The 22,165-nt window shown below is 72.0% G+C and carries 21 protein-coding genes; 12 read left to right on the forward strand and 9 right to left on the reverse strand.

Features of this window, described 5'->3' with window-relative positions:
- The first annotated feature begins 41 nt into the window (after nucleotides 1–41).
- Together ABD268_RS19645 and ABD268_RS19650 are read left to right on the forward strand one after the other, a co-directional pair.
- Entirely contained in the window at nucleotides 42–1,049 is a 1,008-nt protein-coding gene (locus ABD268_RS19645; protein ID WP_344156443.1) for a hypothetical protein, read from the forward strand.
- 33 nt (nucleotides 1,050–1,082) lie between these two features.
- Nucleotides 1,083–2,054 carry a magnesium transporter CorA family protein gene (locus tag ABD268_RS19650; RefSeq protein WP_344156446.1) on the forward strand — a complete coding sequence of 324 codons (972 nt, stop codon included), beginning with the start codon at nucleotides 1,083–1,085 and terminating at the stop codon, nucleotides 2,052–2,054.
- 3 nt (nucleotides 2,055–2,057) lie between these two features.
- Here ABD268_RS19650 and ABD268_RS19655 read toward each other — a convergent pair whose 3' ends face one another.
- A complete protein-coding gene (locus tag ABD268_RS19655) occupies nucleotides 2,058–2,939 on the reverse strand; it encodes a MaoC/PaaZ C-terminal domain-containing protein (protein WP_344156449.1) in 882 nt (293 codons plus the stop codon).
- Nucleotide 2,940: 1 nt separating this feature from the next.
- The gene (kstD, locus tag ABD268_RS19660; RefSeq protein WP_344156452.1) at nucleotides 2,941–4,683 is read right to left on the reverse strand and encodes a 3-oxosteroid 1-dehydrogenase; all 1,743 of its coding nucleotides are present in this window, start codon (nucleotides 4,681–4,683) and stop codon (nucleotides 2,941–2,943) included.
- Nucleotides 4,684–4,709: 26 nt separating this feature from the next.
- Here kstD and ABD268_RS19665 point away from each other — a divergent pair, with 26 nt between their 5' ends.
- From ABD268_RS19665 to ABD268_RS19705, 9 genes are read left to right on the forward strand one after another with little or no spacing between them, the layout of a single operon-like run.
- Complete coding sequence (locus tag ABD268_RS19665) at nucleotides 4,710–5,507, forward strand: 2-keto-4-pentenoate hydratase (protein ID WP_344156455.1); 798 nt, start codon at nucleotides 4,710–4,712, stop codon at nucleotides 5,505–5,507.
- A 49-nt stretch (nucleotides 5,508–5,556) separates the two neighbouring features.
- Nucleotides 5,557–6,474, forward strand: a complete 918-nt coding sequence (locus tag ABD268_RS19670) for an acetaldehyde dehydrogenase (acetylating) (RefSeq protein WP_344156457.1) — start codon at nucleotides 5,557–5,559, stop codon at nucleotides 6,472–6,474.
- Nucleotides 6,471–7,541, forward strand: coding sequence for a 4-hydroxy-2-oxovalerate aldolase (gene dmpG, locus ABD268_RS19675; RefSeq protein WP_344156459.1), 1,071 nt, complete (start codon nucleotides 6,471–6,473; stop codon nucleotides 7,539–7,541). The genes ABD268_RS19670 and dmpG overlap by 4 nt, the downstream gene beginning before the upstream one ends.
- A 37-nt stretch (nucleotides 7,542–7,578) precedes the next feature.
- Complete coding sequence (locus ABD268_RS19680) at nucleotides 7,579–7,962, forward strand: VOC family protein (protein ID WP_344156461.1); 384 nt, start codon at nucleotides 7,579–7,581, stop codon at nucleotides 7,960–7,962.
- A 1-nt stretch (nucleotide 7,963) separates the two neighbouring features.
- Nucleotides 7,964–8,566 (forward strand): DinB family protein, encoded by a 603-nt coding sequence (locus ABD268_RS19685; RefSeq protein ID WP_344156464.1) that lies wholly within the window; start codon nucleotides 7,964–7,966, stop codon nucleotides 8,564–8,566.
- Between the two features lie 34 nt (nucleotides 8,567–8,600).
- Nucleotides 8,601–9,767 carry a 3-hydroxy-9,10-secoandrosta-1,3,5(10)-triene-9,17-dione monooxygenase oxygenase subunit gene (hsaA, locus tag ABD268_RS19690; RefSeq protein WP_344156467.1) on the forward strand — a complete coding sequence of 389 codons (1,167 nt, stop codon included), beginning with the start codon at nucleotides 8,601–8,603 and terminating at the stop codon, nucleotides 9,765–9,767.
- A gap of 1 nt (nucleotide 9,768) precedes the next feature.
- Entirely contained in the window at nucleotides 9,769–10,689 is a 921-nt protein-coding gene (hsaD, locus tag ABD268_RS19695) for a 4,5:9,10-diseco-3-hydroxy-5,9,17-trioxoandrosta-1(10),2-diene-4-oate hydrolase (RefSeq protein WP_344156470.1), read from the forward strand.
- The gene (gene hsaC / locus ABD268_RS19700; RefSeq protein WP_344156473.1) at nucleotides 10,686–11,585 is read left to right on the forward strand and encodes an iron-dependent extradiol dioxygenase HsaC; all 900 of its coding nucleotides are present in this window, start codon (nucleotides 10,686–10,688) and stop codon (nucleotides 11,583–11,585) included. The genes hsaD and hsaC overlap by 4 nt, the downstream gene beginning before the upstream one ends.
- Nucleotides 11,586–11,619: 34 nt before the next feature.
- Nucleotides 11,620–12,261, forward strand: a complete 642-nt coding sequence (locus ABD268_RS19705) for a flavin reductase family protein (RefSeq protein WP_344156476.1) — start codon at nucleotides 11,620–11,622, stop codon at nucleotides 12,259–12,261.
- Between the two features lie 2 nt (nucleotides 12,262–12,263).
- Here ABD268_RS19705 and ABD268_RS19710 read toward each other — a convergent pair whose 3' ends face one another.
- Genes ABD268_RS19710 through ABD268_RS19720 form a run of 3 tightly spaced genes read right to left on the reverse strand, consistent with a single transcriptional unit; the run spans nucleotide 12,264 to nucleotide 15,044 of the window.
- The gene (locus ABD268_RS19710) at nucleotides 12,264–12,647 is read right to left on the reverse strand and encodes a cupin domain-containing protein (RefSeq protein ID WP_344156479.1); all 384 of its coding nucleotides are present in this window, start codon (nucleotides 12,645–12,647) and stop codon (nucleotides 12,264–12,266) included.
- A 1-nt stretch (nucleotide 12,648) separates the two neighbouring features.
- Entirely contained in the window at nucleotides 12,649–14,148 is a 1,500-nt protein-coding gene (locus ABD268_RS19715; protein WP_344156482.1) for an amidase, read from the reverse strand.
- Nucleotides 14,148–15,044, reverse strand: a complete 897-nt coding sequence (locus ABD268_RS19720; RefSeq protein ID WP_344156485.1) for an AMIN-like domain-containing (lipo)protein — start codon at nucleotides 15,042–15,044, stop codon at nucleotides 14,148–14,150. Before ABD268_RS19720 ends, ABD268_RS19715 begins: the two co-directional genes overlap by 1 nt.
- Nucleotides 15,045–15,200: 156 nt before the next feature.
- Between ABD268_RS19720 and ABD268_RS19725 the strand changes: the two genes are divergently transcribed.
- Entirely contained in the window at nucleotides 15,201–17,342 is a 2,142-nt protein-coding gene (locus ABD268_RS19725; protein WP_344156488.1) for an MMPL family transporter, read from the forward strand.
- Nucleotides 17,343–17,402: 60 nt separating this feature from the next.
- On the opposite strand, the gene ABD268_RS19730 is transcribed toward ABD268_RS19725, so the two are convergent.
- From ABD268_RS19730 to ABD268_RS19745, 4 genes are read right to left on the reverse strand one after another with little or no spacing between them, the layout of a single operon-like run.
- Nucleotides 17,403–18,401: an acyl-CoA dehydrogenase family protein gene (locus tag ABD268_RS19730; protein ID WP_344156491.1), complete on the reverse strand. Its 999-nt coding sequence runs from the start codon at nucleotides 18,399–18,401 to the stop codon at nucleotides 17,403–17,405.
- Entirely contained in the window at nucleotides 18,401–19,405 is a 1,005-nt protein-coding gene (locus tag ABD268_RS19735) for an acyl-CoA dehydrogenase family protein (protein WP_344156495.1), read from the reverse strand. The genes ABD268_RS19730 and ABD268_RS19735 overlap by 1 nt, the downstream gene beginning before the upstream one ends.
- On the reverse strand, nucleotides 19,402–20,580 hold the full coding sequence (locus ABD268_RS19740; protein ID WP_344156498.1) for an acyl-CoA dehydrogenase family protein: 1,179 nt from the start codon (nucleotides 20,578–20,580) through the stop codon (nucleotides 19,402–19,404). Before ABD268_RS19740 ends, ABD268_RS19735 begins: the two co-directional genes overlap by 4 nt.
- Entirely contained in the window at nucleotides 20,580–22,136 is a 1,557-nt protein-coding gene (locus ABD268_RS19745; RefSeq protein ID WP_344156501.1) for a FadD3 family acyl-CoA ligase, read from the reverse strand. Before ABD268_RS19745 ends, ABD268_RS19740 begins: the two co-directional genes overlap by 1 nt.
- Nucleotides 22,137–22,165: the final 29 nt, after the last annotated feature.

Raw genomic sequence — 22,165 nt, forward strand, 5'->3', positions numbered from 1 at the left:
TCATCGCTGTTCCCGCGGCCGGCCTGCGCCAGACTGACGGCATGCTGCCCGACAACGCGCCCCGGTTCCGCACGGGCACGGACCACGTCGAGTCGTGGTTCGTGCGCGCCAACGATCCCGGGCGACCGCGGGCGGTCTGGCTCAAGGCCACCGTGCTCACGAGGGCGGACGGGACGGCGGTGAGCCAGGCGTGGTTCAGCGCCTTCGACGGTGACCGGACCGCGGGCTTCCGGCACGACGTACCCCTCGGGGACTCCACCTTCGAGAGCACCGTGACCGACCTCGGGGTCCGGGTCGGGCCGCTGAGCCTGGACCTGGGCGCGTTCGACGGTACGTCGTCCGGGGCCCTGGAGTCCGACGCCGGCCGGGTGACCTGGGACCTGTCCTTCACCCGGGCGCCCGGGCCGTTGGGCGCTCCGATGTGCCTGCTGCCGTCACGACGCCTGGTGGACGCACGGTTCCCGAAGAACAAGCTGCTCTCGCCGTTCCCGGTCGCCGCGTTCCTGGGCGAGATGCTGTGGGACGACGAGCGGTGGGACCTCGACGGCTGGACCGGCATGCAGGGGCACAACTGGGGTGCGGCGCACAGCCCCGAGTACGCGTGGGGCCAGTGCGTGTTCCTCGACCAGCGGGGCACGCCGTACGCCGTCCTGGAGGCTGCGTCCGGCCGCATCGAGCTGGGCAGCCGACAGTCACCGCTGCTGTCGATGCTCGTCGTACGCCGCGGTGCCCGCGAGTACCGCTTCGACCGGGTCGCCGACCTGTGGCGCCAGCGGCCGACGCTGGACTTCCCGCGGTGGTCGCTCGGAATGAGGGGCCGCGACGGGGAGGCCACCCTCGAGATGGTCGGGTCGCCGAGCGCCATGGTGTGCCTGGGCTACCAGAACCCCGCCCGCTCGCTGAGCCACTGCCTCAACTCCAAGACCGCCGGGGTCCGGCTCCGGCTGGCCCCGAGGCAGGGGGAGCCGTTCGAGCTGCACAGCGGTCACGGGGGAGCGTTGGAGTTCCTCCGGCCCGACCCGATCCCCGAGGTCCAGCCCGTCGTCTGATGCCAACACAGCGTGTGAGCAATACTCGGTGTCGTGGCTCGCACCCGCTGTTACCGCAAGGGGGTCCTCACCGATGAGGACTTCCCGCTGGACGACGTCTCCGAGCACCTCGAGGACGAATCCGCGATGGTGTGGGTGGACCTCTGCGGCCCGGAGCTGGCCGAGCTCGAGCACGTGGCCGAGGAGCTCGGGCTGCACTCGCTGGCGGTGGAGGACGCCACCAGCGGGCGGCAGCGGCCGAAGTTCAACCGCTTCCAGGGCCACGACTTCCTCGCCGCCTACGCGGTCCACCTGGATGCCGCGTCCGGCGAGCTGGTGACCGGCGAGATCGCCGCCTTCATCACCCCCTCGGCGCTGGTCACGGTGCGGACCGACGACGCCTTCCCGATCGACGGGTTGCTTCGGCAGTGGGACGACAACGTCGACCTGACCCAGTTCGGCATCGGTGCCCTCGTGCACGGCCTCCTCGACTTCGTCGTCGATGGCCACTTCGACGCCGTGCAGTCCCTCGACGACGAGATCGAGAAGCTCGAGGACCTGCTCTTCGACGACCGGCCGCGCGAGAAGGACGTCCAGCGCCGCAGCTTCCAGCTGCGCAAGAGCCTGGTCCTGCTCCGCCGGGTCGTGCTGCCGATGCGGGAGGTCGTGAACACGATGATGCGCCGCGACGTCGGCCTGGTGCCGGTGGAGATGACCGCGTACTACCAGGACGTCTACGACCACGTGCTGCGGGTGGCGGAGTGGACCGAGGGCCTGCGAGACCTCGTCGCCACGATCGTCGAGACGAACCTGACCATCCAGGGCAACCGGCTCAACGTGATCACCAAGAAGGTCACCAGCTGGGCGGCGATCATCGCCGTGCCCACGGCGATCACCGGCTTCTACGGCCAGAACCTGCCCTACCCGGGCTTCGCGCGGATGTCGGGGTTCTACACCTCGACGTTGCTGATCGTGCTGCTCTCCGGTGGGCTGTACGTCGCGTTCAAGCGGTGGGACTGGCTCTGATCCTCAGGCGGGGGTCAGCAGGCAGTCGGCGAGCACCGGCGCGCCGTCGCGCTCGCCCCGGCCGGCGACGGTGGCCGAGACCACGATGGCGGCGTCCTCCCGCCAGGCGCGGACCCGGATCGTCTCGCCCGGGAACACCACGCCCGCGAAGCGTGCCGTGAACGCCGCCACCCGGCTGGCGTCGCCCTCGAGCAGGTCGTCGGTCACGGTGCGCAGCACGATGCCGTAGGAGCACAGCCCGTGCAGGATCGGTGCCGGGAAGCCGGCGGCCCGGGCGAACTCGGGGTCCGCGTGCAGCGGGTTGCGGTCACCGCACAGGCGGTAGAGCAGCGCCTGCTGCGGTGTCACGTCGTACGCCGTGTCGGCATCGGGTGAGCGGTCGGGCACCGCGACGGGCTCCGACGAGCCCCGGTCACCGCCCCAGCCGCCCTCGCCGCGGATGAAGATGGAGGAGCGGGTGGTCCACAGCTCCGCCCCGGTCTCGGAGGTCGCGACCCCCTCCTGCCAGATGACCGCCGCCCGGCCCTTGTCCCAGACGTCGCTGATCCGGGTGCGCAGCGTGGCTGTCCCCGTCGGCGGGAGCGGGCCGGAGACGGCGACCGACTGCGAGCCGTGCACGACCCGGGCGAGGTCGATGTCGCAGCCGGGCAGGTCCAGCGGCGGCGGGTTCGTCTCGTGGAACGTCGGTGCCACGATGCCGAACGAGGGGAGCACCTGGAGCGACGGACCGTCGACGGTGTAGCGCAGCGCGGCGGGGGAGATGTGGTCGCCGGGACGCGAGCCGGCCCCGATCGCGAGGTGGTAGAGCAGCACGTCGCTGCTGTCCCACGAGAACGTGCGGTCCGGCAGCTCGGCGCCGACGGCAAGGCCGGGATCGATCGGCATGTCAGTCCTTCGTGGTGGCGACGGGCTCGGCCACCGCGGCGGCGATGTCCTCGGCGGCCAGGTAGCCGAAGGTCAGGGCCGGACCGATCGTGGCGCCGGGGCCGGCGTACGTGCGGCCCATGACGGCAGCGGAGACGTTGCCGGCGGCATAGAGCCCGGGGATCACCGAGCCGTCCGGGCGCAGCACGCGGGCGCGCTCGTCGGTGACCAGGCCGCCCTTGGTGCCGAGGTCGCCGGGCACGATCTTCACGGCGTAGAACGGCGCCCGGTCGATCGCGTGCAGCGACGGGTTCGGCTTCACCGTGGGGTCGGAGTAGTACCTGTCGTAGGCGCTCTCGCCGCGGTGGAAGTCCTCGTCCACGCCGGTGCGGGCGAAGCCGTTGAACCGCTCGACGGTCTCGCGCAGCGCGTCGGCCGGCACATCGATCTCGGCCGCCAGCGCCTCGAGCGTGGCGGCCCTGCGCACCACACCGGACTTCATCCAGTGGCCGGGGAAGGCCTGGCGCGGCGAGAGTCCGGCGAACAGGTAGCGGTTGCGGTAGCGCTGGTCGATGACCATCCACGCCGGCACGTGCGGCACGCCGGTGGCCTCGCCCCGGTAGATCTCGTGCACGGCCTCGACGTACGGCAGCGCCTCGTTCATGAACCGCTGCCCGGCCGCGTTGACGATCATCGACCCGGGCAGGTTGCGCTCGGCCAGGCAGAACCACGGGCCGGACGGCAGCGGGATCGTCGGGCCCCACCAGGCGTCGTCGAGGAGGTCGGTGTCGGCGCCGGCCGCGATGCCCGCCAGCACCCCGCCGCCGGTGTTGAACTGCGACCCCGTCGTCCAGTCGACCGAGGTCGGCGCGGGCTGGTGCTTCTCGCGCATCTCGAGGTTCCTCTCGAAGCCGCCGCTGCCGAGGACCACGCCGCGACGGGCGCGGACGACGTGCTCGGTCCCGCCCGTCCCGCGCCGCACTCGTACGCCGACCACCCGGCCGTCCTCGATCACCAGGCCGGTCAGCTCGGTCTCGTAGTGCACCGGCACACCGGCGTCGATCAGCCCCTGCCGCAGCCCGATGGCCAGCGCGTTGCCCATCGCGTACATCCGGCGCTTGCGCAGGACGCTCACCGTCCGCCGGGCGAGCACCTTGAGCATCGTGACCGGGCCGCGGAGGGTGCGCAGGCCCAGGCTGATCCTGCGGAAGTCGGCCTGCGTGACGATCAGGTTCGCCGGCGCCTTGGTGTACGCCGGGTGGAGGCGGTCGAGCTCCTCGCCGAGGAACCGGGCGTCCATCGGGACCGGCTCGACGCTGCGCCCCGCGGCCCGGCCGCCGGGTGCCTCGGGGTGGTAGTCGGCGTACTGCGGGACCCACGCGAACCGGACAGGCGTCCGTTCCCTGAGGAAGTCCATGACCTCGGGGCCGCGGTCGATGAAGGTGTCGCGCCGGACCTTGGGGACCACGTCACCGACGATCGCGTCGAGGTAGTGCTTGGACGCGGCCAGGTCGCGGGGGAGGTCGTCGGCCTGGCCCGCTGCGCGCAGGGCGTAGTTGCCGGGGATCCAGACCCCGCCCCCGCTCCGCGCGGTGGAGCCCCCGAAGTAGGGGCTCTTCTCGAGCAGCACCGTGTCGAGGCCGTGGCAGGCGGCTGCGAGGGCGGCGGTCATCCCGGCGCCACCCGCACCGACGACGACGACGTCGACCTCGTCCGGGAGGGGTGCTTCGCGACCCGGTGGTCGAGCCTGTCGAGACTCCGTCATGGCGCAAAACTGTAACAGGTTCTAGCATGGTCGACATGCTCCCGCCCGACGTACGACGCGAGGTCGCCGACGCCCTGGAGGCCGCCGAACGTGACCAGCGCCCGATCCCTCCGCTGCGCGAGACCTGGCCGGGGCTCGACGTCGTCGACGCCTACGAGATCCAGCTGCTCAACATCCGCCGGCGCCTCGCGCACGGCGCGGAGGTCCGGGGCCACAAGGTCGGTCTCTCGTCGCGGGCGATGCAGGAGATGATGGGCGTCGACGAGCCGGACTACGGGCACCTGCTCTCGGACATGGTCCTCTCCGAGGACCGCCCCGTGAGTGCCGGCCACTACTGCTACCCGCGGGTCGAGGTCGAGGTCGGCTTCGTCCTGGGGGCCGCGCTGCCCGGCGTCGACTGCACCGAGAAGGACGTGCTCGTGGCCACCGAGGCGGTGGCGCCGGCGATCGAGCTCATCGACAGCCGGATCCGTGACTGGGACATCCGGATCGGCGACACCATCGCCGACAACGCGAGCTCGGCCGGCTTCGTGCTCGGCCCGGAGCGGGTCCGGCCCGCCGACATCGACCTGCGCGGGATCGAGGCGAGGTTGACCCGCAACGGCGAGCAGGTGGCCGCGGGACGCTCCGACGCCGTCCTCGGCAACCCGGTCACCGCGGTGGCCTGGCTCGCCCGCAAGGTCGCGGCGTACGGCGTCACCCTCGAGGCTGGCCACGTCGTCCTGCCCGGCAGCGTGCACCGCGCCGTCGACGTACGCCCCGGCGACGACTTCGAGGCGGTCCTCGACGGCCTCGGCACCCTCCGCGTGTCCTTCACCGACTGACACCCCTTCGGTGGTCGAGCTTGTCGAGACCACGGACGAAAGGAAGCACATGTCCAAGCTGACCGCGGCGATCGTCGGCCCCGGCAACATCGGCACCGACCTGATGTACAAGCTGCTCCGCTCCGACCTGATCGAGCCGCGCTGGATGATCGGCGTCGACCCCACCAGCGAGGGGCTCCGGCTGGCCGCCGACCGGGGGCTGGAGGCCAGCCACGAGGGCGTGGACTGGCTGCTGAAGCAGGACGAGCTGCCGGACCTCGTCTTCGAGGCGACCTCCGCCTACGTGCACCGCGAGTACGCCCCTCGCTACGAGGAGGCCGGCATCCGCGCCGTCGACCTCACGCCCGCGGCCGTGGGGCCGGCGGTGATCCCGCCGGTCAACGGTGAGCAGCACCTCGCCGCGCCGAACGTCAACATGATCACCTGCGGCGGCCAGGCCACGATCCCCATGGTGGCGGCGGTCTCGAAGGTGGCGACGGTGTCGTACGCCGAGATCGTGGCGTCGGTGTCGTCGGTCTCCGCGGGTCCCGGCACCCGCGCGAACATCGACGAGTTCACCCGGACCACCAGCCGCGGCGTCGAGCGGATCGGCGGCGCCGAGCGGGGCAAGGCGATCATCATCCTGAACCCCGCCGAGCCGCCGATGATCATGCGCGACACGATCTTCTGCGCGGTGCCCCCGGACGCCGACCGGGACGCGATCGTCCAGTCGGTCGTGGCGATGGAGCGGGCCGTCCAGGAGTACGTCACCGGCTACCGGCTTCTCCAGGAACCCCAGGTCGACGACCCGTCCCCGGCGACCCAGGGGCAGACCAAGGTCAGCATCTTCGTCGAGGTGGAGGGCGCCGGCGACCACCTGCCGCCGTACGCCGGCAACCTCGACATCATGACCGCCGCCGCCACCCGGGTGGGGGAGACGATCGCCCGATCCATGGCGGCCCGCTCGATGACCGGGAGGGCGCTGTGAACCACCTGACCCGCACCTGGAAGGACCAGCACGGGGGCGACCTCGACCTGCGCCTGACCGACACCTGCCTGCGCGACGGCTCGCACCACAAGCGGCACCAGTTCACCGCCCAGGAGGTGCACGACATCGTCGAGGCGCTGGACGCCTCCGGGGTGCCGGTCATCGAGGTCACCCACGGCGACGGCCTCGGTGGCTCGTCGTTCAACTACGGCTTCTCGCGCACCCCCGAGCAGGAGCTGATCCGGATCGCGGCGGAGACCGCGAAGCGGGCCCGCATCGCGTTCCTGATGCTGCCCGGGGTCGGCACCAAGGACGACATCCGGGCAGCGCAGGACAACGGGGGCGAGATCTGCCGGATCGCGACCCACTGCACCGAGGCCGACGTCTCGCAGCAGCACTTCGCGCTGGCGCGGGAGCTCGGGCTGGAGACCGTCGGCTTCCTGATGATGAGCCACACGCAGCCCCCGGAGGTGCTCGCGAGGCAGGCCCGCATCATGGTCGACGCCGGCTGCCAATGCGTCTACGTGGTCGACTCCGCCGGCGCGCTGATCATGGAGCAGACCGCCGACCGGGTCTCCGCGCTCGTCGCCGAGATCGGTCACGAGGCCACCGTCGGCTTCCACGGCCACGAGAACCTCGGCCTCGGCGTCGCCAACACCGTGATCGCGGCCCGTGCAGGAGCCACCCAGATCGACGGCTCGGTGCGCCGCTTCGGAGCCGGCGCCGGCAACACTCCGCTGGAGGCGTTCGTGGGGGTCGCCGACTTGCTCGGCTGGCGGACCGGGATCGACTTCCTGCAGATCGTCGACGCCTCCGAGGACGTCATCAGGCCGGCCATGCCCGAGGAGTGCCGGCTGGACCGGATGACCCTGATGATGGGCTACGCCGGCGTCTACAGCTCCTTCCTCAAGCACGCCGGCAACGCGGCCGAGCGGTACGGCGTCTCCGGCGCGAAGGTCCTGCTCGAGGCCGGGCGCCGCAAGCTGATCGGCGGCCAGGAGGACCAGCTCATCGACATCGCCCTGATGCTGAGGGCGGAGGCCGAGAAGGAGGCGGCCGACAACTAGGTGGGCAGGAGTCGGTGCCGACTGGCAGGGTGCCGTCATGGCATCCAGAGCATCCAACTTCTGCATCGACGCCCACGACCCGTGGTCCCAGACCGTGTGGTGGTCCAAGGTCCTCGACGACTTCGTCCTGCCCGAGGACGACGACCAGGGGCCCGGCGACGAGGAGTGCGGCCTCGTCGGTCCCGACGACCGCTACCTGCTCTTCCTCAAGGTCCCTGAGCCCAAGACGGTCAAGAACCGGATGCACATCTGCCTGCGGCCCACCGACCGCAGCCGCGACGAGGAGATCGACCGGGTCCTCGGCCTAGGCGCCACGCTGGTCGACGACCTGCGCAAGGGTGACAAGGGCTGGGCCGTGCTCGCCGACCCCGAGGGCAACGAGTTCTGCGTGCTGACGCCCTACCGGCCCCAGGGCGCCTGAGATGTCCCTCCCCGATCCGAAGCAGACGCTGGTCGACTACCTCCAGGGCGCCCGCGACGCGATCCTGTGGAAGCTCGACGGCCTCTCGGAGTACGACGTCCGCCGGCCCATGACCCCGACCGGCACCAACCTGCTCGGCCTGGTCAAGCACCTGGCCAGCGTCGAGCTGGGCTACTTCGGCGACACGTTCGGGCGCCCCTCGGGCATCGACCTGCCGTGGTACCGCGACGACGCCGACCACAACGACGACCTCTTCGCCACCGCCGAGGAGTCCCGGGAGTGGGTCGTCGACCTGTACCGGCGCGCGTGGGCGCACGCCGCGGAGACGTTCGAGGCGAACGACCTCGACACGGTCGGCCACGTCGCCCACTGGGGCAACGAGCCGGTGACGCTCCACCAGATCCTCGTGCACGTGGCCACCGAGACCCACCACCACGCCGGGCACGCCGACATCATCCGGGAGATGGTCGACGGCTCCGCCGGCTTCCTCCGGGGCAGCAGCAACCTGCCCGACGACGGCTACGACTGGCCGGCGTACGTCGCCCGCGTGGAGGCGGCGGCGCGCGACGCCGGGAGTATCGACCAAAACAAGAACGTGTTCTAGTATCGGTCCTGTCCCACCACGACAGGAGACATCGATGTCCCAGGCTGTTCTCGACGGTGTCCGCGACCTGCTGCCCTCGCTCCGGGAGCGAGCGGACGAGGCCGAGCGGCTCCGCGTCGTCCCCGAGGCGTCGATCAAGGAGATCGAGGAGACCGGCTTCTTCCGGTTGCTGCAGCCGCGGCGGTTCGACGGCCTGGAGTCCGACCCGGTCGACTTCTACACCGCGGTCCGCGACCTCGCCGGCGCGTGCGGCTCCACGGGCTGGGTCTGCAGCGTGGTGGGCGTCCACCCCTGGCAGATCGCGTTGTTCTCCGACGAGGCCCAGCAGGCGGTCTGGGGCTCCGACACGGCCACCCGGTTGAGCTCGTCGTACGCCCCCACCGGCAGGGCGGTGCTCACCGACGGCGGGTACCAGCTCTCGGGCAAGTGGAGCTTCTCCTCCGGCTGCGACCACTGCAGCTGGGTGCTGCTGGGCGGTCTGGTGTTCGACACCGAGGGCCAGGTCGTCGACTTCCGCACGTTCCTGGTGCCGCGCGAGAAGTACCAGATCGTCGACGTCTGGAACGTCGTCGGGCTGCGGGGCACCGGCTCCAACGACATCGTGGTCGAGGAGACCTTCGTCCCCGAGGCGTTCACGCTCTCGATGGGCGACACCGGCCGCTGCTTCGGTCCCGGCCAGGAGCAGAACCCCTCCGACCTCTACAAGCTCCCCTTCCACTCGATCTTCACCGGCACCATCACCACGCCGATCATCGGGATGGCGGCGGGCGCCTACGCCGAGCACGTCGAGATGCAGAACAAGCGGGTGCGGGCGGCGTACCTCGGGGAGAAGGCCTCCCTGGACCCGTTCGCCGCGGTGCGGATCGCCCGCGCCTCCTCCGACATCGACGCGGCCTGGGCGCTGCTGGTCAACAACGTCCGCGAGGAGCAGGCGCACGTCGCCCGGGGCGAGAAGATCCCGCTGCGGCTGCGCCTGAAGGTGCGTCGCGACCAGGTCCTCGGCACCCAGCGTGCGATCGACGCGCTCGACTCGCTCTTCGAGGCCTCCGGTGGACGCGCGCTCGCCGAGGGCACCTACCTGCAGCGGGCCTGGCGCGACGCGCACGCCGGCCGGGTGCACGCCGCCAACGACCCGGAACGGGCGCTGCAGATGTTCGGCGCGCACGAGTTCGGGCACAAGATCGACCCGGGGATGTACTGACGTGACGCTCACCAGGGAGTCGACCCAGCGGTTCGCCGAGGTCAAGTCCGAGGCGGCCGGCGACGCCCGGCTGGCCTACCACGAGGCGGGGCCTGATCTCGACAAGCTCGATCAACGAGGGCGGTTGCCGCTGGTGATGCTGCACGGCGGTGGGCCGGGCGCGAGCGCCTGGTCGAACTTCGGTACGGCGCTGCCGCGCTTCGCGACGTCGTTCCGCACGCTGCTGGTCGACCAGCCCGGCTTCGGAGGCTCCGACAAGCCGCCGGTCGTGGGCAACTACTACCGGTTCGCCGCCGACCTCGTGGTGGCGTTGCTCGACGAGCTCGGCCTCGACCGCGTGCACCTGCTCGGCAACAGCCTCGGCGGCGGCACCGCGATGCGGCTCGCGCTCAGCCACCCCGACCGGGTCGGCCGCCTGGTCCTGATGGGCCCCGGCGGCCTGTCGCTCAACCTCTTCCACGCCGATCCGACCGAGGGCGTCCAGCGGCTGATGGACTTCGCGGGCGACCCGAGCCGCGAGACGCTGCGGGCGTTCATCTCCACCATGGTCGTGAACCAGGACCTCGTCACCGACGAGCTCGTCAAGGAGCGGTACGCCGACGCCACCGCGCCCGGGGCTCGCGAGGCGATGGCCTCGATGGGGATGTCGTTCTGGAACCCCGAGACCGCCGAGGACGGGATGCTCTGGCGCGAGGCACACCGGCTGCGCAAGCACACGCTGCTCACCTGGGGCCGCGAGGACCGGGTGAACCCGGTCGACGGTGCCTTCGCGGCGCTCAAGCTGATCCCGACGGCGTCCCTGCACGTCTTCCCGAACTGCGGGCACTGGGCGCAGGTCGAGGCCGCCGAGGAGTTCGCGGAGATCGCCACCGCGTTCCTGGCCCGCCACACCGAAGCTCGATCACCGACGGAGCAGCGATGATCGACATCAAGTCGTTGGGGTACGTCCGCGTCGAGAGCACCGACCTCGAGCAGTGGCGCCAGTTCGCCGGCAAGGTGCTCGGGCTCGTCGAGTGGCGCGGGACCGACCCCGAGCACCTGTACTTCCGGATGGACGAGGTCTCCCAGCGCCTCGTGGTCGAGCCCGGTCAGCAGGACCGTCTCGCAGCGATGGGCTGGGAGGTCGCCGACCACCGGGCCCTGTCCGCCGCGGTCGACCACCTCAAGCACCACGGCGTCGACCTCCACGAGGCCACGCCCGAGGAGCTGACCGAGCGCCGGGTCGAGGGGATGGTCCGCTTCGAGGACCCCTTCGAGAACGTCTTCGAGCTCTTCCACGGCGCGACCTACGAGTCGCGGCCGCTGGTCACGCCGTACGCCAACCGGTTCGTCACGGGGGAGCAGGGCCTCGGGCACATCGTCGTGCCGGTGACCGACGACGAGGAGGCGCTGCGGTTCTACGCCGAGGTGCTCGGCTTCCGGCTGCGCGACTCGATGCGGATGCCCGGCGAGCTCGTGGGCAAGGAGCCGGGGAGCACGGCCTGGCTGCGGTTCCTGGGCTGCAACCCGCGGCATCACTCGCTGGCGTTCCTGCCGATGCCCAACCCGTCGAAGTGCGTGCACATCATGGTCGAGGTCGAGGAGCTCGACGACGTGGGGCGGGCCCTCGAGCGGGTCCGCAAGCACGGCGCCCGGCTCTCCGCGACGCTCGGCCGTCACATGAACGACCAGATGGTCTCGTTCTACGTGAAGTCGCCCGGCGGCTTCGACGTCGAGTACGGCACCGAGGGACTCACCGTCGACGACGAGAAGTGGGTCGCCCGGGAGAGCACCGCCGTCTCCTACTGGGGCCACGACTTCTCGGTCGGGGCCCACTGAGCTGCGCTGGTACCCCGTGACTACCGTTGGGAGCATGAGCTCGGAGGCCGGACGCGAGATCCCGGAGGGGATGAACCCCGACGCGCGCGAGAACTGGCCCAGCACCGACCTGATCAGCTCCTGGCTCGGCGACGCCGAGATCGACTTCGAGTTCCGGCCCGGCGAGGCCAGCCCGGTCCACGCCGAGGACCCGGAGGCGGTGGCGGCCGCGCGGCGGTTCCGCGACGTGCTGGGCCGCTTCGCGTCCGGGGTCACCGTGGTGACCGCGACCAGTGGCGGAGAGCCCGTGGGGATGACCTGCCAGTCGTTCTCGAGCGTCTCCCTCGATCCGCCGCTCGTGCTGTTCGTGCCGGCCAAGACCTCACGCGCGTGGCCGCTCATCCAGCGGTCCGGCAGGTTCTGCGTGAACTTCCTCGGCGTCGACCAGGCCGAGGTCTCCAACATCATGGCCAGCCGCGGGGTCGACAAGTTCGCCGACGTGAAGTGGCAGCCTTCGGAGGCGACCGGCTCACCGATGCTGGACGGGATCCTCGGCTACGTCGACTGCACGATCTACGCCGTCCACGAGGCCGGCGACCACTACGTGGTCATCGGTCGGGTGCTCGACCTTGCGATGACCGACGCCGAGGACCCGCTGCTGTTCTTCCGCGGGCAGTACACCACCACCGACGGCTGACCTCAGCCGCGATGGGGGTACGGCGGCTCGTCGACGTTCACGGTCGGGATCCCGTCGCCCGCGCGGGCGATCACGACGACCGATGTCTCGCCGGTCGGGTTGGACTCGCGGTGGACGGTGTGGGCGGGCACGTGCACGAAGTCGCCGGGGCGCGCCTCGACGTAGCCCTCCCGGCCCTCGAACTCCAGGCGCACCACGCCCGACACGACGTACAGGCTGGACTCGTTGACGTCGTGGTGGTGCCAGCCGGAGGTGGCCCCCGGCTCGGTCTCGAGCCTGCCGGCCCAGAGTCCCGGGACCCGGAAGGCCAGCGTGCGATGCATGCCCGGCGTCGGGTCGGCCGGGGCCAGCTCGTCGGCCCTGACCACCCGTATCGGTTCGCTCATGTCACCAGTCTGCCGGGTCCGTCATCGGGTGCTGGTGATCGAGGCAACGCGCGGAGACCGGCGGCCACACCTCGGCCCACGGGCGCGCGGACTCCAGCTGGGTGGCCAGCCGGAACAGGGTCCCCTCGTCCCCGAACCGGCCCATGAAGTTCATCCCGACGGGCAGGTCGTCGCTGCTCCAGCCGAGCGGCACGCTCATCGCCGGCCGCCCGGTGAGGTTGGCGGCGATCAGGGGGAACGCCACGAACGCCGCGGCGCGCTCCTCGGCGACGCTCGGGTCCTCCTCGGTGGCGACCAGCTCGCCCAGCCGGGGCGGTGGTTCGGCGAGCGTGGGCGAGAGCCAGACGTCGAAACCGCCCGGCCCGTCGTACGCCGCCGCCACCTCGCGCGCGAACGCCTGCACCGTGGTGACCGCCATCATCAGCTCGCCACCTCGGACGTCGCGCCCGCGGGCCCAGTAGAGGCGGGTCAACGGCTCGAGCTCACGCTGCTCGGGGAAGCGCCCGGTCTCCCGGACCCAGTAGCGCACCGCCCAGTCGACGAACGCGCCGTACATCCGGCCGATGGCGCTGCCGACCTCCGGGGTGAGCTCGGTGAGCTCGCGCTCGACGACCGTGTGGCCCAGGGACCTGAGCAGGTCCACGGTCTCGTCCAGCACGGCGAGGCAGTCCCGGTGCACCGGCCGGCCATCGGAGGCCTGTCGGCTGACCGCGATCCGGAGGTGCCCGGGCGGCCAGAACGCCTCGGCCGTCCACGAGCCCTCGTGCGGCGGGGCGAAGTACGGGTCACCCGGCGCGGGGCCGGCGGTCACGTCGAGCAGGGCCACGCTGTCGCGCACGCTCCGGGTCAGCACGTGCTCGGAGACCATGCCGCCGAAGACGTCGCCGTAGCGCGGCCCCAGCGGGTTGCGGCCGCGGGTGGGCTTGAGGCCGAACAACCCGCAGCACGACGCGGGGATCCGGATAGAGCCGCCCGCGTCGTTGCCGTGCGCCACCGGCACCATCCCGCTGGCCACGGCGGCTGCCGACCCGCCGCTGGAGCCTCCGGTGGTGCAGGTCGTGTCCCACGGGTTCACGGTCGGCGGACCGTCGACCGGCTCCACGGTCGGCGACATCCCGAACTCCGGTGTGCTGGTCTTCCCGAGGACCACGAAGCCCGCGCGCCGGAGCCGGGCGACGTACTCCTGGTCGTGGCCGGAGACCACGTGGCGCAGGAACCCCGAGCCCTCCCGCATCGGGAGCCCCTCGACCTCGGCGCACAGGTCCTTGACCAGGATCGGCACGCCCGCGAAGGGCAGGTCGGGGTCCAGCCGCCGGGCGCCGTCGACCGCACGGTCGAAGTCGGTCGCGACGACCGCGTGCAGCAGGGGATCGAGCCGCTCGATGCGGGTGATCGCGTCGAGGACGAGGTCGACGGGGCGCAGCTCGCCGGAGTGGACGAGGTCGGCCTGGGCCACGGCGTCGAAGTAGCCGGTGGCCAGGTGGGTCTCCTGGGTGGGCATCAGGGCTCCAGGCAGGTAGGGATCGAGTCGGAGTGGCCGGTCGGTGTCTCGGTGTCGCCCTGCGGGTCGTAGATCTTGACCCAGTCGACCGACGCGAACTGGCGCAGCGTCGGCATGAGCTCGCCGGCCACGGTGACGGTGGAGCCACCGCTGCTGCAGCTGCCCTGCATCCGGACCCGGGCGACGCCGTCGCTGATGTCGGGGCCGCTGACGCCGGTGGCGCGGGACCGCAGCAGCCTCAGCCCGTCGGCGCGCTCGCTGCCAACCGGTCCCGCGAAGAGCCGGTCGAGGACGCCGCGGGCGGGGGTGGCCGGCAGCACCGGGCGCGACCGCGCGACGAAGAACGGCGGCTTGTTGTCCACGAAGTTGTCCTGGTCGAAGAAGAACACCTTGCGGGGCACGGTCCGGAAGCCCGCCTTGATGTCGACCACCACGCGGTCCGGGTCCTGCAGCGTGAACACGTGGAACGGGGTCCGCTTCGCCAGCCCGATGCCGTACGTCGTCACGGCCTCGAAGTCACCCGCACGCACGGCGGTCATCACGTTCGGCAGCGGGAACGCGACGCGGCGTGGGGCCGTGGCACTGCCGGACGCGTCGTGGGCGTCGGCGGGCTCCAGCCGCACGCTGAGGATGGCCCGTCCGGCGATGCGCACCTTCTTGCCGGAGCCGTCGGCGATCAACCGCTTGACGTAGTGGGCCCGGACGCTCGAGGGCAGCCCGCCGCGGAAGTCGAGGACGACCCGGTCGAACCCTGCGTGGTGGGCGGCGCGAACCCCGACCAGCCTCGGCACCGGCGGGACGGCCGCTGCCGACCCCGGGACCGGGGTCGTCGCTCCGGCGGCGACCAGTGCCGGACCGAGCAACACCAGCGGAGCCAGGAGACGTGACAGCTTCACGGTTCCACGGTCGAGCAGCCCGCCGGGCCCCGTCAGAGCCGAAGGTCCCGCGAGCCGGTGCTTCCTCACGGTCGGAAGATCCCCGCGATGGACGAGGCGCGGATGCCCCCGGCTCGCTAGCGTCGATCAAGGTCCCCGCATGACAGGAGTACGTCGATGGGCAGCTGGGCCGAGTTCGTGCTGCGGCACCGCCGCTGGGTCGTGGCGTTCTGGCTGTGCGTCCTCGTCGCCGGCGGGATCGCGGCGGGGAGGACCAGCGACCGGCTGACCGTCGACTTCTCGCTGCCTGGCCAGCCCGGCACCGAGGCCACCAACCAGATCGTGGCCGCCGTCCACAACGGCGGCAACACGACGCCGATGCTGGTCACGGTGACGATGCGGCCGGGACAGACCATCACCGGCCACGAGGACGAGGTCGCCAAGGCGTTCGACGCGGTCCAGCGGGGCGTCCCCGACGTCCGCGTGCTCGACGAGGCCAACACCGGTGACCGCGCGTTCCGCACCGACGACGACCGCACGGCGTACGCGATGGTCTTCTACCCGTTCCCGCAGACGTTCGACGCGAAGCTGCCCACCGAGCCGATCCGCACGGCCGTCGAGGGCGCTGCGCCCGCCGGCGCGACGGTGGGGGTCACCGGCATGGACGAGCTCGCGGTGGGCGACGACACCGGCGGCCCGGGCGTGCTGGCGGAGACCCTGATCGGCGCGTCCGGCGCCCTGCTGGTGCTCATCTACGTGTTCGCGTCGATGCTGGCGCTCCTGCCGCTGGCCGTCGCGGCGGTGTCGATCCTGGCGACCTTCCTGATGCTGTACCCGCTGACCTACCTGACCGACGTCTCGTTCATCGTGCAGTTCCTGGTCGCGCTGGTCGGCCTGGGCGTGGCGATCGACTACTCGCTGCTCTTCGTCACCCGCTGGCGCGAGGAGAGAGACCACGGCAGGAAGAACCACGAGGCGGTCGTGGCGGCGATGGAGACCGCCGGCCACGCCGTGCTCTTCAGCGGCATCACGGTCGCGATCGGGCTGCTGGCGCTGGTCGTGCTGCCGGTGCCGTTCATGCGGAGCATCGGCTACGGCGGCGCGCTGATCCCGGTCGCCAGCGTGGCCGTCACGCTGTCGCTCACCCCGGCGATCCTCGGGGGCATCGGGCCGCGGGTGGACTGGCCGAAGATCCGGCACGAGAGCAGCGCCAGCCCGGGGTGGACCCGCTGGGCCCGGCTCGTCGTGCGTCACCGGGTGGCCGCCCTCGTCACCGCCTCGGCGATCCTCGGCCTGCTCATCCTCGCCTTCCTCGGCATCAAGATCGGCGCCGCCTCGTCGGACTCGCTGGCGCAGGCCGGGCCCGCCGTCACGGCCCTGCACCGGCTCGAGCAGGGTGGGGTCAGCACCGGTGCGCTCACGCCCATCGAGGTGCTCGCCGACCGCAACCAGGCCCGGGACGTCGCCGACCGGCTCGGCCAGGTCGACGGCATCGACGCCGCGCTGGTCTCGACGGGGGCGTCCAGCAGCGCCGACGGGCAGACGGTGGTCGTGCTGATCCCGGACGCCGAGACCGTCAACTCCAAGAGCGTGGACGTGGTCCGGCGCGTCAAGGACGTCGCCGACCAGACCCCCGGCGTGATCGGCGTCGCCGGACTCGGCACCGCGCAGGTCGACTTTCTGCACGCCGTCTACGGCAACTTCCCGCTGATGCTCACGATCATCGCCCTGCTGACCTTCGTGCTGCTCGTACGGGCCTTCCGGTCGCTGCTGCTGCCGTTCAAGGCCGTGGTGCTCAACCTGGTCTCGCTCACCGCGGTCTACGGCGCGATGGTGCTCTTCTGGCAGGAGGGCTACGGCTCCGACGCCCTGTTCGGGATCCCGGAGACCGGCGCGGTCACCTTCTGGGTGCCGCTGATGGTGTTCGCGTTCCTCTTCGGGCTCTCGATGGACTACGAGGTCTTCATCCTCTCCCGCATCCGCGAGGAGTACGACGAGGGGCGCTCGACCGACGAGGCTGTGATCGAGGGCATCGGCCGCACCGGACGGCTGGTGACGAGCGCTGCGCTGATCCTCTTCCTCGCCTTCGCCGCGCTGGCCTCGGGCCCCGGCACCGACCTGAAGGTGATGGCGACCGCGCTGGGCTTCGGCATCCTGCTCGACGCCACGGTGGTCCGGTCCCTGCTGGTGCCGTCGTTGGTGTCGCTGTTCGGCCGGTGGAACTGGTCCCTGCCCGACCGGGTCGCCCGGCTCCTGCGCGTCCAGCCGTCGCACCCGCACACCGAGCGGCGGGAGCCGGCGCTCGCCCGCGACGACTGAGGCCAACGTGTTGCCCGCGGCATCCAGCTCGCCCGGAAGTAGCCATGCGGGCCGAGGCTGTCAGAGCTCGAGCGCCGCCCGGTGCTCGTGCGCCGAGCCGAACAGCTCGCCCAGGGCGTGGGCCCGCTTGAGGACCAGCTGCGCGTCGTGCTCCCAGGTGATCGCGATGCCGCCGTGCAGCTGCACGGTCTCGGCAGCGACGTGGGTGAGCGCGTCACCGCACCACGCCTTGGCGACGTGGGTGAGCTCGGTGGCGTTCTCCGCACCGCTCGCGACGGCGTACGACGCGGCCCGGGAGGCGGAGCGCGAGGTCTCGACCTCGACGAGCATGTCGGCCATCCGGTGCTTGAGGGCCTGGAAGGACCCGATCGGCCGGCCGAACTGCTCCCGCTCCCTGGAGTACGCCACGGTCATGTCGAGGGCACGGGTGGCAGCACCGGTCTGGAGGGCGGCCACCCCGACGGACCCGACCAGCGCCGCACGCTCGCGCGCGGGTGCCGCGTCCCTGGCGATCCGGGTGGCGCGGGCGAGGTCGACCGAGACGTCGGCGAGCCGGATCGTCTGGTCCATGGACGGCGTCCAGCTCCGCTCGGCCGTCGCCGGGTCCACCTCGAAGAGCCCGTCGCCGGTGGCGACGACCAGCACCGTGGCCCGGTCGCCGTCCAGCACGAGCCGCGCGCTGCCGCCGTCGGCGAAGGCGCCGACCTCACCAGCGGCGAGGCGGGGGAGCAGCCGGGCGCGGGCCTCCTCGTCGGCGCCCGCGAGCAGCGCCTCGGAGGTCACCAGCGTCGAGAGCAACGGCGAGGGCGCCAGCGAGCGGCCCAGCTCCTCCAGGACGAGCAGCGACTCGAACAGCGAGAAGCCGGCGCCGCCGTGCTCCTCCGGAATCGCGAGACCGGCCACGCCGACCTGCTCGCACAACAGCCGCCACAGCGCGTTGTCGTAACCCCGCTCGGAGTCGGCGGCCTGCCGGACCGCCCGGCTGTCGGCGTGCCGCTCGAGCAGGGCCCGGATGATCGAGGCGAGCTCGGACTGCTCCTCGGAGAGCGCGAACTCCATCAGCGAACCTCGTTGGTCGAGCCCGCCGAGACGAGCGAGTCGAGGACGCGAGCCCGGTGGAACGCCGGCGTGCCCCAGGCGCCCACAAGAGCGCGGACCTTGGTGATCCAGAGGCTCAGGTCGAGCTCGGCGGTGTAGCCGACGGCGCCGTGCACCTGCAGCGCGGCCCGCGAGGCGAGGTACGCCGCGTCCGCGCACGAGACCTTGGCCGCCGACACGTCGCGCGCCCGGTCCACGGAGCCGGCCGCAGACAGGGCGGCTCCCCAGAGCAGGGGGCGGGCGAAGTCCAGGGCGATCCGCACGTCGGCGAGCCGGTGCTTGATCGCCTGGTAGGACCCGATCTCGCGGCCGAACTGCCGGCGCTGCTTGACGTAGGCGACCGAGTCGGCCAGGAGGCGCTCGCCGCAGCCGAGGAGCTGCGCGGCGGTCGCGAGGGCGGCCAGGTCGAAGGCCCGCCCCAGGTCGCCCGGCTCGGGATGCTCGGTCTCGGTGGTCGAGCCTGTCGAGACCACCTCGAAGAGCCTGCGGGTCCCGTCCACGGAGCGGTGCGGGTTGCCGGCGGTCGCCGCGCGGATGGCGCCGGCCCCGTCGGTCGATCCTGTCGAGACCAGGAACACGTGCTCGGCGACGTCGGCGTCCAGGGCGTACGGCGTGTGCGGCGGCACCGCGACGGTGCGGACTGCCCCGTCGGTGAGCGGGCCCGGATCGGCGAGGGCGTGGGGGAGGTAGGCGGCCGTCTCGACCCACGGGCCCGGGACGGCGTGCCGACCCAGGACCTCGAAGGCGAGCGCGAGCTCGACCGGGGTCGCGCCCAGGCCGCCGGCGCGCTCCGGGACGACGAGCGCGGAGACGCCCTGCTCCGCGAGCCGGGACCACAGCTTCAGGCCCGGCGCGGTGTCGCCCGCGGCCCAGGCCCGGGCGGCGACCAAGGCGTCGGACCCGTCGAGCAGCGTGTCGAGCACCGCGGCGAAGTCGCGCTGCTCGTCGGAGGGGGTGAACCTCATCGCGCCACCCCGCTCGACCGGTCCGCCGGTCTCGGGTCCCGGGGGAGGCCGAGCATCCGCTCCGCCACGATGTTGCGCTGGATCTCGTTGGTGCCGGCATAGATCGGGCCGGAGAGCGAGAAGACGTAGCCGTCCAGCCACGGGGACTCCAGCTCGGCGGTCGGGCCGAGCAGGTCGAGCGCCGTCTCGTGGAGTGCGATGTCGAGCTCGGACCAGAAGACCTTGTTGACCGACCCCGCGGCGCCCAGGTCGCCCCCGTCGGCGAGACGGGTGACGGTGCCCCAGGTGTAGAGCCGGTAGGCCTGGGCCTTGATCCACGCGTCGACGACGCCGTCCGCGGCGCGAGCGGCGAGCGAGGAGGCCCGGCGTTCGGCCCACAGGTCCACCAGCCGGTCGGCGGCGGCGCAGAACCGGCCGGGGGAGCGCAACGACAGCCCCCGCTCGTTGCCGGCCGTGCTCATCGCGACCCGCCACCCGTCACCGGGCGCGCCCAGCACGTCCGCGTCGGGCACGAACACCTCCGAGAAATGGACCTCGGCGAAGCCGGCCTCGCCGTCGAGCTGCGCGATCGGGCGGACCGTGATCCCGTCGGCGTCGAGCGGGAACAGGAAGTAGGTCAGGCCGGCGTGCCGCTGCGCCTGCGGGTCGGAGCGGAACAGTCCGAAGCCCCAGTGAGCGAACGCCGCCCGTGAGGACCAGGTCTTCTGCCCGTCGAGGACCCATCCGCCCCGGTCGTCGTCGCGCCGGGCCGTCGCGCGCAACGAGGCGAGGTCGGAGCCGGCCTCGGGCTCGGACCAGCACTGGGCCCAGATCCGCTCCCCAGTGGCCATCGAGGGCAGGAAGCGGTCCTGCTGCTCGGGAGTCCCGTGGTCGAAGAGGATCGGCGCGAGCAGGAAGATGCCGTTCTGGGAGACCCGACCCGGTGCGCCCGCCCGGTGGTACTCCTCCTCGAAGAGCACCCACTCGACCAGCGAGGCCTCCCGACCGTGGTAGGCCTCCGGCCACGACACCACCGACCAGCGTGCGTCCGCGAGCCGGGCCTCCCACTCCTGGTGGGCGCGGAAACCGGCCGCGGTGTCCATCGAGGGCAGCGGCCCGGCCGGCACGTTGGCCTCGAGCCAGGCGCGCGCGTCGTCGCGGAACGCGCGCGCCTGGCCCGACAGGTCGAGGTCCATCAGGTCCCCCTCAGCTCGGTCTTGAGCACCTTGCCCGACGGGTTCCGGGGGAGCGCCTCGACCAGCTCGACGTGTCGCGGCACCTTGAAGTTGGCCAGCCGCTTCCGGGCGAACGCGAGGACGCCGTCGGCCGTCAACGCGGGGTCGGCGGGCACGACGTACGCCTTGCCGACCTCGCCCATCCGCTCGTCGGGTACGCCGACCACCGCGACGTCGGCGACGCCCTCGAGCCGGGCGAGCACCTGCTCGACCTCGGCGGGGTACACGTTGAAGCCGCCGCTGATGTACATGTCCTTGAGCCGGTCGGTGACGGTGAGGTTGCCCTGCTCGTCGAGGGTGCCGACGTCGCCGGTGTGCAGCCAGCCGTCCGCGTCGATCGCCTCGGCGGTCGCGGCGGGGTCGTCGAGGTAGCCGAGCATCACGTGGTCGCCGCGCAGCAGCAGCTCGCCCCGGTCGCCGATCCGGGTCTCGATGCCCGGGACGGCCCGCCCGCACGTGGTCGCGACGAGCTCGGCGGGGTCGTCCTCCCGGCACATCGTGGCCACCACGCACTCCGTCATCCCGAAGGCGGTGACCACGTGGTCGATGCCCAGACCCTCGGGGGGAGCCGCGCGCATCCGCTCGATGAGCACCACCGGCACGACGGCCGCGCCGGTCACGGCCAGCCGCAGCGAGGACAGGTCGTGCGTGGCGCGCCCGGGCGCCGTCAGCAGCGACTGGTAGATCGTCGGGGCGCCCGGGAGCACGGTGATCCGCTCCCGCTCGACCAGCGCCATCGTGGCCTCGACGTCGAAGGTGGTCATCGGGTGGATGGTGGCCCCGGTCAGCAGGCCGGTGATGATCCCGACCTTGTAGCCGAAGGAGTGGAAGAACGGGTTGACCACCAGGTAGCGGTCCTCGCTGCTCACCCCGCCGAGCTCGCCCCAGACCGCGGCCACGCCGATCGTCTGCCGGTGCGCGCTCATCGCACCCTTGGACCGGCCGGTGGTGCCGGAGGTGAAGAGGATGTCGGCCACGTCGTCGGGGGAGACCGCGTCCGCGCGACCCTCGACCTCGGCGTCGGTGACGTCCTCGACGTGCATGTCCTCCAGCACCGAGAGATCGACACGCGCCTGGGTCGGATGCATGCGGAACGTGAAGACGGACTCCACGGAGGGGAGGTCGGAGGCGTCGGACAGCTCGTCGAGCTGGTGGCGCCCGAGGAACCCGTCCTCCACGAACACGAACTTCGCGCCGCAACGCTCGATGATCTCGGCGGCCTCGGGCCCGGTGTAGCGCGAGTTGACCGGCACCAGCGTGCCGCCGGCATAGGTCACGGCCAGGGCTGCGACGACCCACTCCACGCTGTTCGGCCCCCACACGACGACCCGGTCGCCGGTCTCGAGCCCGAAGCTGATCAAGGACCGGGCCACGTTGTGCACCCGGCCGTGCAGCTCGACGAACGAGACCGCCCGGCCGTGCTCGACGTACGCCGGGTGGTCGCCGAAGCGTGCCGCGGCCGCCCGCAGCACCGCGGGGATCGTCCGGTTCTCGTCGGTCGAGCCTGTCGAGACCACTGCACTCCTCACCACGTCGTCCCAACCAA

The organism is Nocardioides koreensis, assembly GCF_039531775.1.
Classification (GTDB): domain Bacteria; phylum Actinomycetota; class Actinomycetes; order Propionibacteriales; family Nocardioidaceae; genus Nocardioides; species Nocardioides koreensis.

What these genes read in the sequence shown, in the direction of transcription:
- ABD268_RS19645 (WP_344156443.1), top strand. Translation starts at nt 42, where the DNA reads ATGCTGCCCGACAACGCGCCCCGGTTCCGCACGGGCACGGACCACGTC.
- ABD268_RS19655 (WP_344156449.1), bottom strand. Translation starts at nt 2,939, where the DNA reads ATGCCGATCGATCCCGGCCTTGCCGTCGGCGCCGAGCTGCCGGACCGC.
- kstD (WP_344156452.1), bottom strand. Translation starts at nt 4,683, where the DNA reads ATGACGGAGTCTCGACAGGCTCGACCACCGGGTCGCGAAGCACCCCTC.
- ABD268_RS19665 (WP_344156455.1), top strand. Translation starts at nt 4,710, where the DNA reads ATGGTCGACATGCTCCCGCCCGACGTACGACGCGAGGTCGCCGACGCC.
- ABD268_RS19670 (WP_344156457.1), top strand. Translation starts at nt 5,557, where the DNA reads ATGTCCAAGCTGACCGCGGCGATCGTCGGCCCCGGCAACATCGGCACC.
- ABD268_RS19680 (WP_344156461.1), top strand. Translation starts at nt 7,579, where the DNA reads ATGGCATCCAGAGCATCCAACTTCTGCATCGACGCCCACGACCCGTGG.
- ABD268_RS19685 (WP_344156464.1), top strand. Translation starts at nt 7,964, where the DNA reads ATGTCCCTCCCCGATCCGAAGCAGACGCTGGTCGACTACCTCCAGGGC.
- hsaA (WP_344156467.1), top strand. Translation starts at nt 8,601, where the DNA reads ATGTCCCAGGCTGTTCTCGACGGTGTCCGCGACCTGCTGCCCTCGCTC.
- hsaC (WP_344156473.1), top strand. Translation starts at nt 10,686, where the DNA reads ATGATCGACATCAAGTCGTTGGGGTACGTCCGCGTCGAGAGCACCGAC.
- ABD268_RS19705 (WP_344156476.1), top strand. Translation starts at nt 11,620, where the DNA reads ATGAGCTCGGAGGCCGGACGCGAGATCCCGGAGGGGATGAACCCCGAC.
- ABD268_RS19710 (WP_344156479.1), bottom strand. Translation starts at nt 12,647, where the DNA reads ATGAGCGAACCGATACGGGTGGTCAGGGCCGACGAGCTGGCCCCGGCC.
- ABD268_RS19715 (WP_344156482.1), bottom strand. Translation starts at nt 14,148, where the DNA reads ATGCCCACCCAGGAGACCCACCTGGCCACCGGCTACTTCGACGCCGTG.
- ABD268_RS19725 (WP_344156488.1), top strand. Translation starts at nt 15,201, where the DNA reads ATGGGCAGCTGGGCCGAGTTCGTGCTGCGGCACCGCCGCTGGGTCGTG.
- ABD268_RS19730 (WP_344156491.1), bottom strand. Translation starts at nt 18,401, where the DNA reads ATGGAGTTCGCGCTCTCCGAGGAGCAGTCCGAGCTCGCCTCGATCATC.
- ABD268_RS19735 (WP_344156495.1), bottom strand. Translation starts at nt 19,405, where the DNA reads ATGAGGTTCACCCCCTCCGACGAGCAGCGCGACTTCGCCGCGGTGCTC.
- ABD268_RS19740 (WP_344156498.1), bottom strand. Translation starts at nt 20,580, where the DNA reads ATGGACCTCGACCTGTCGGGCCAGGCGCGCGCGTTCCGCGACGACGCG.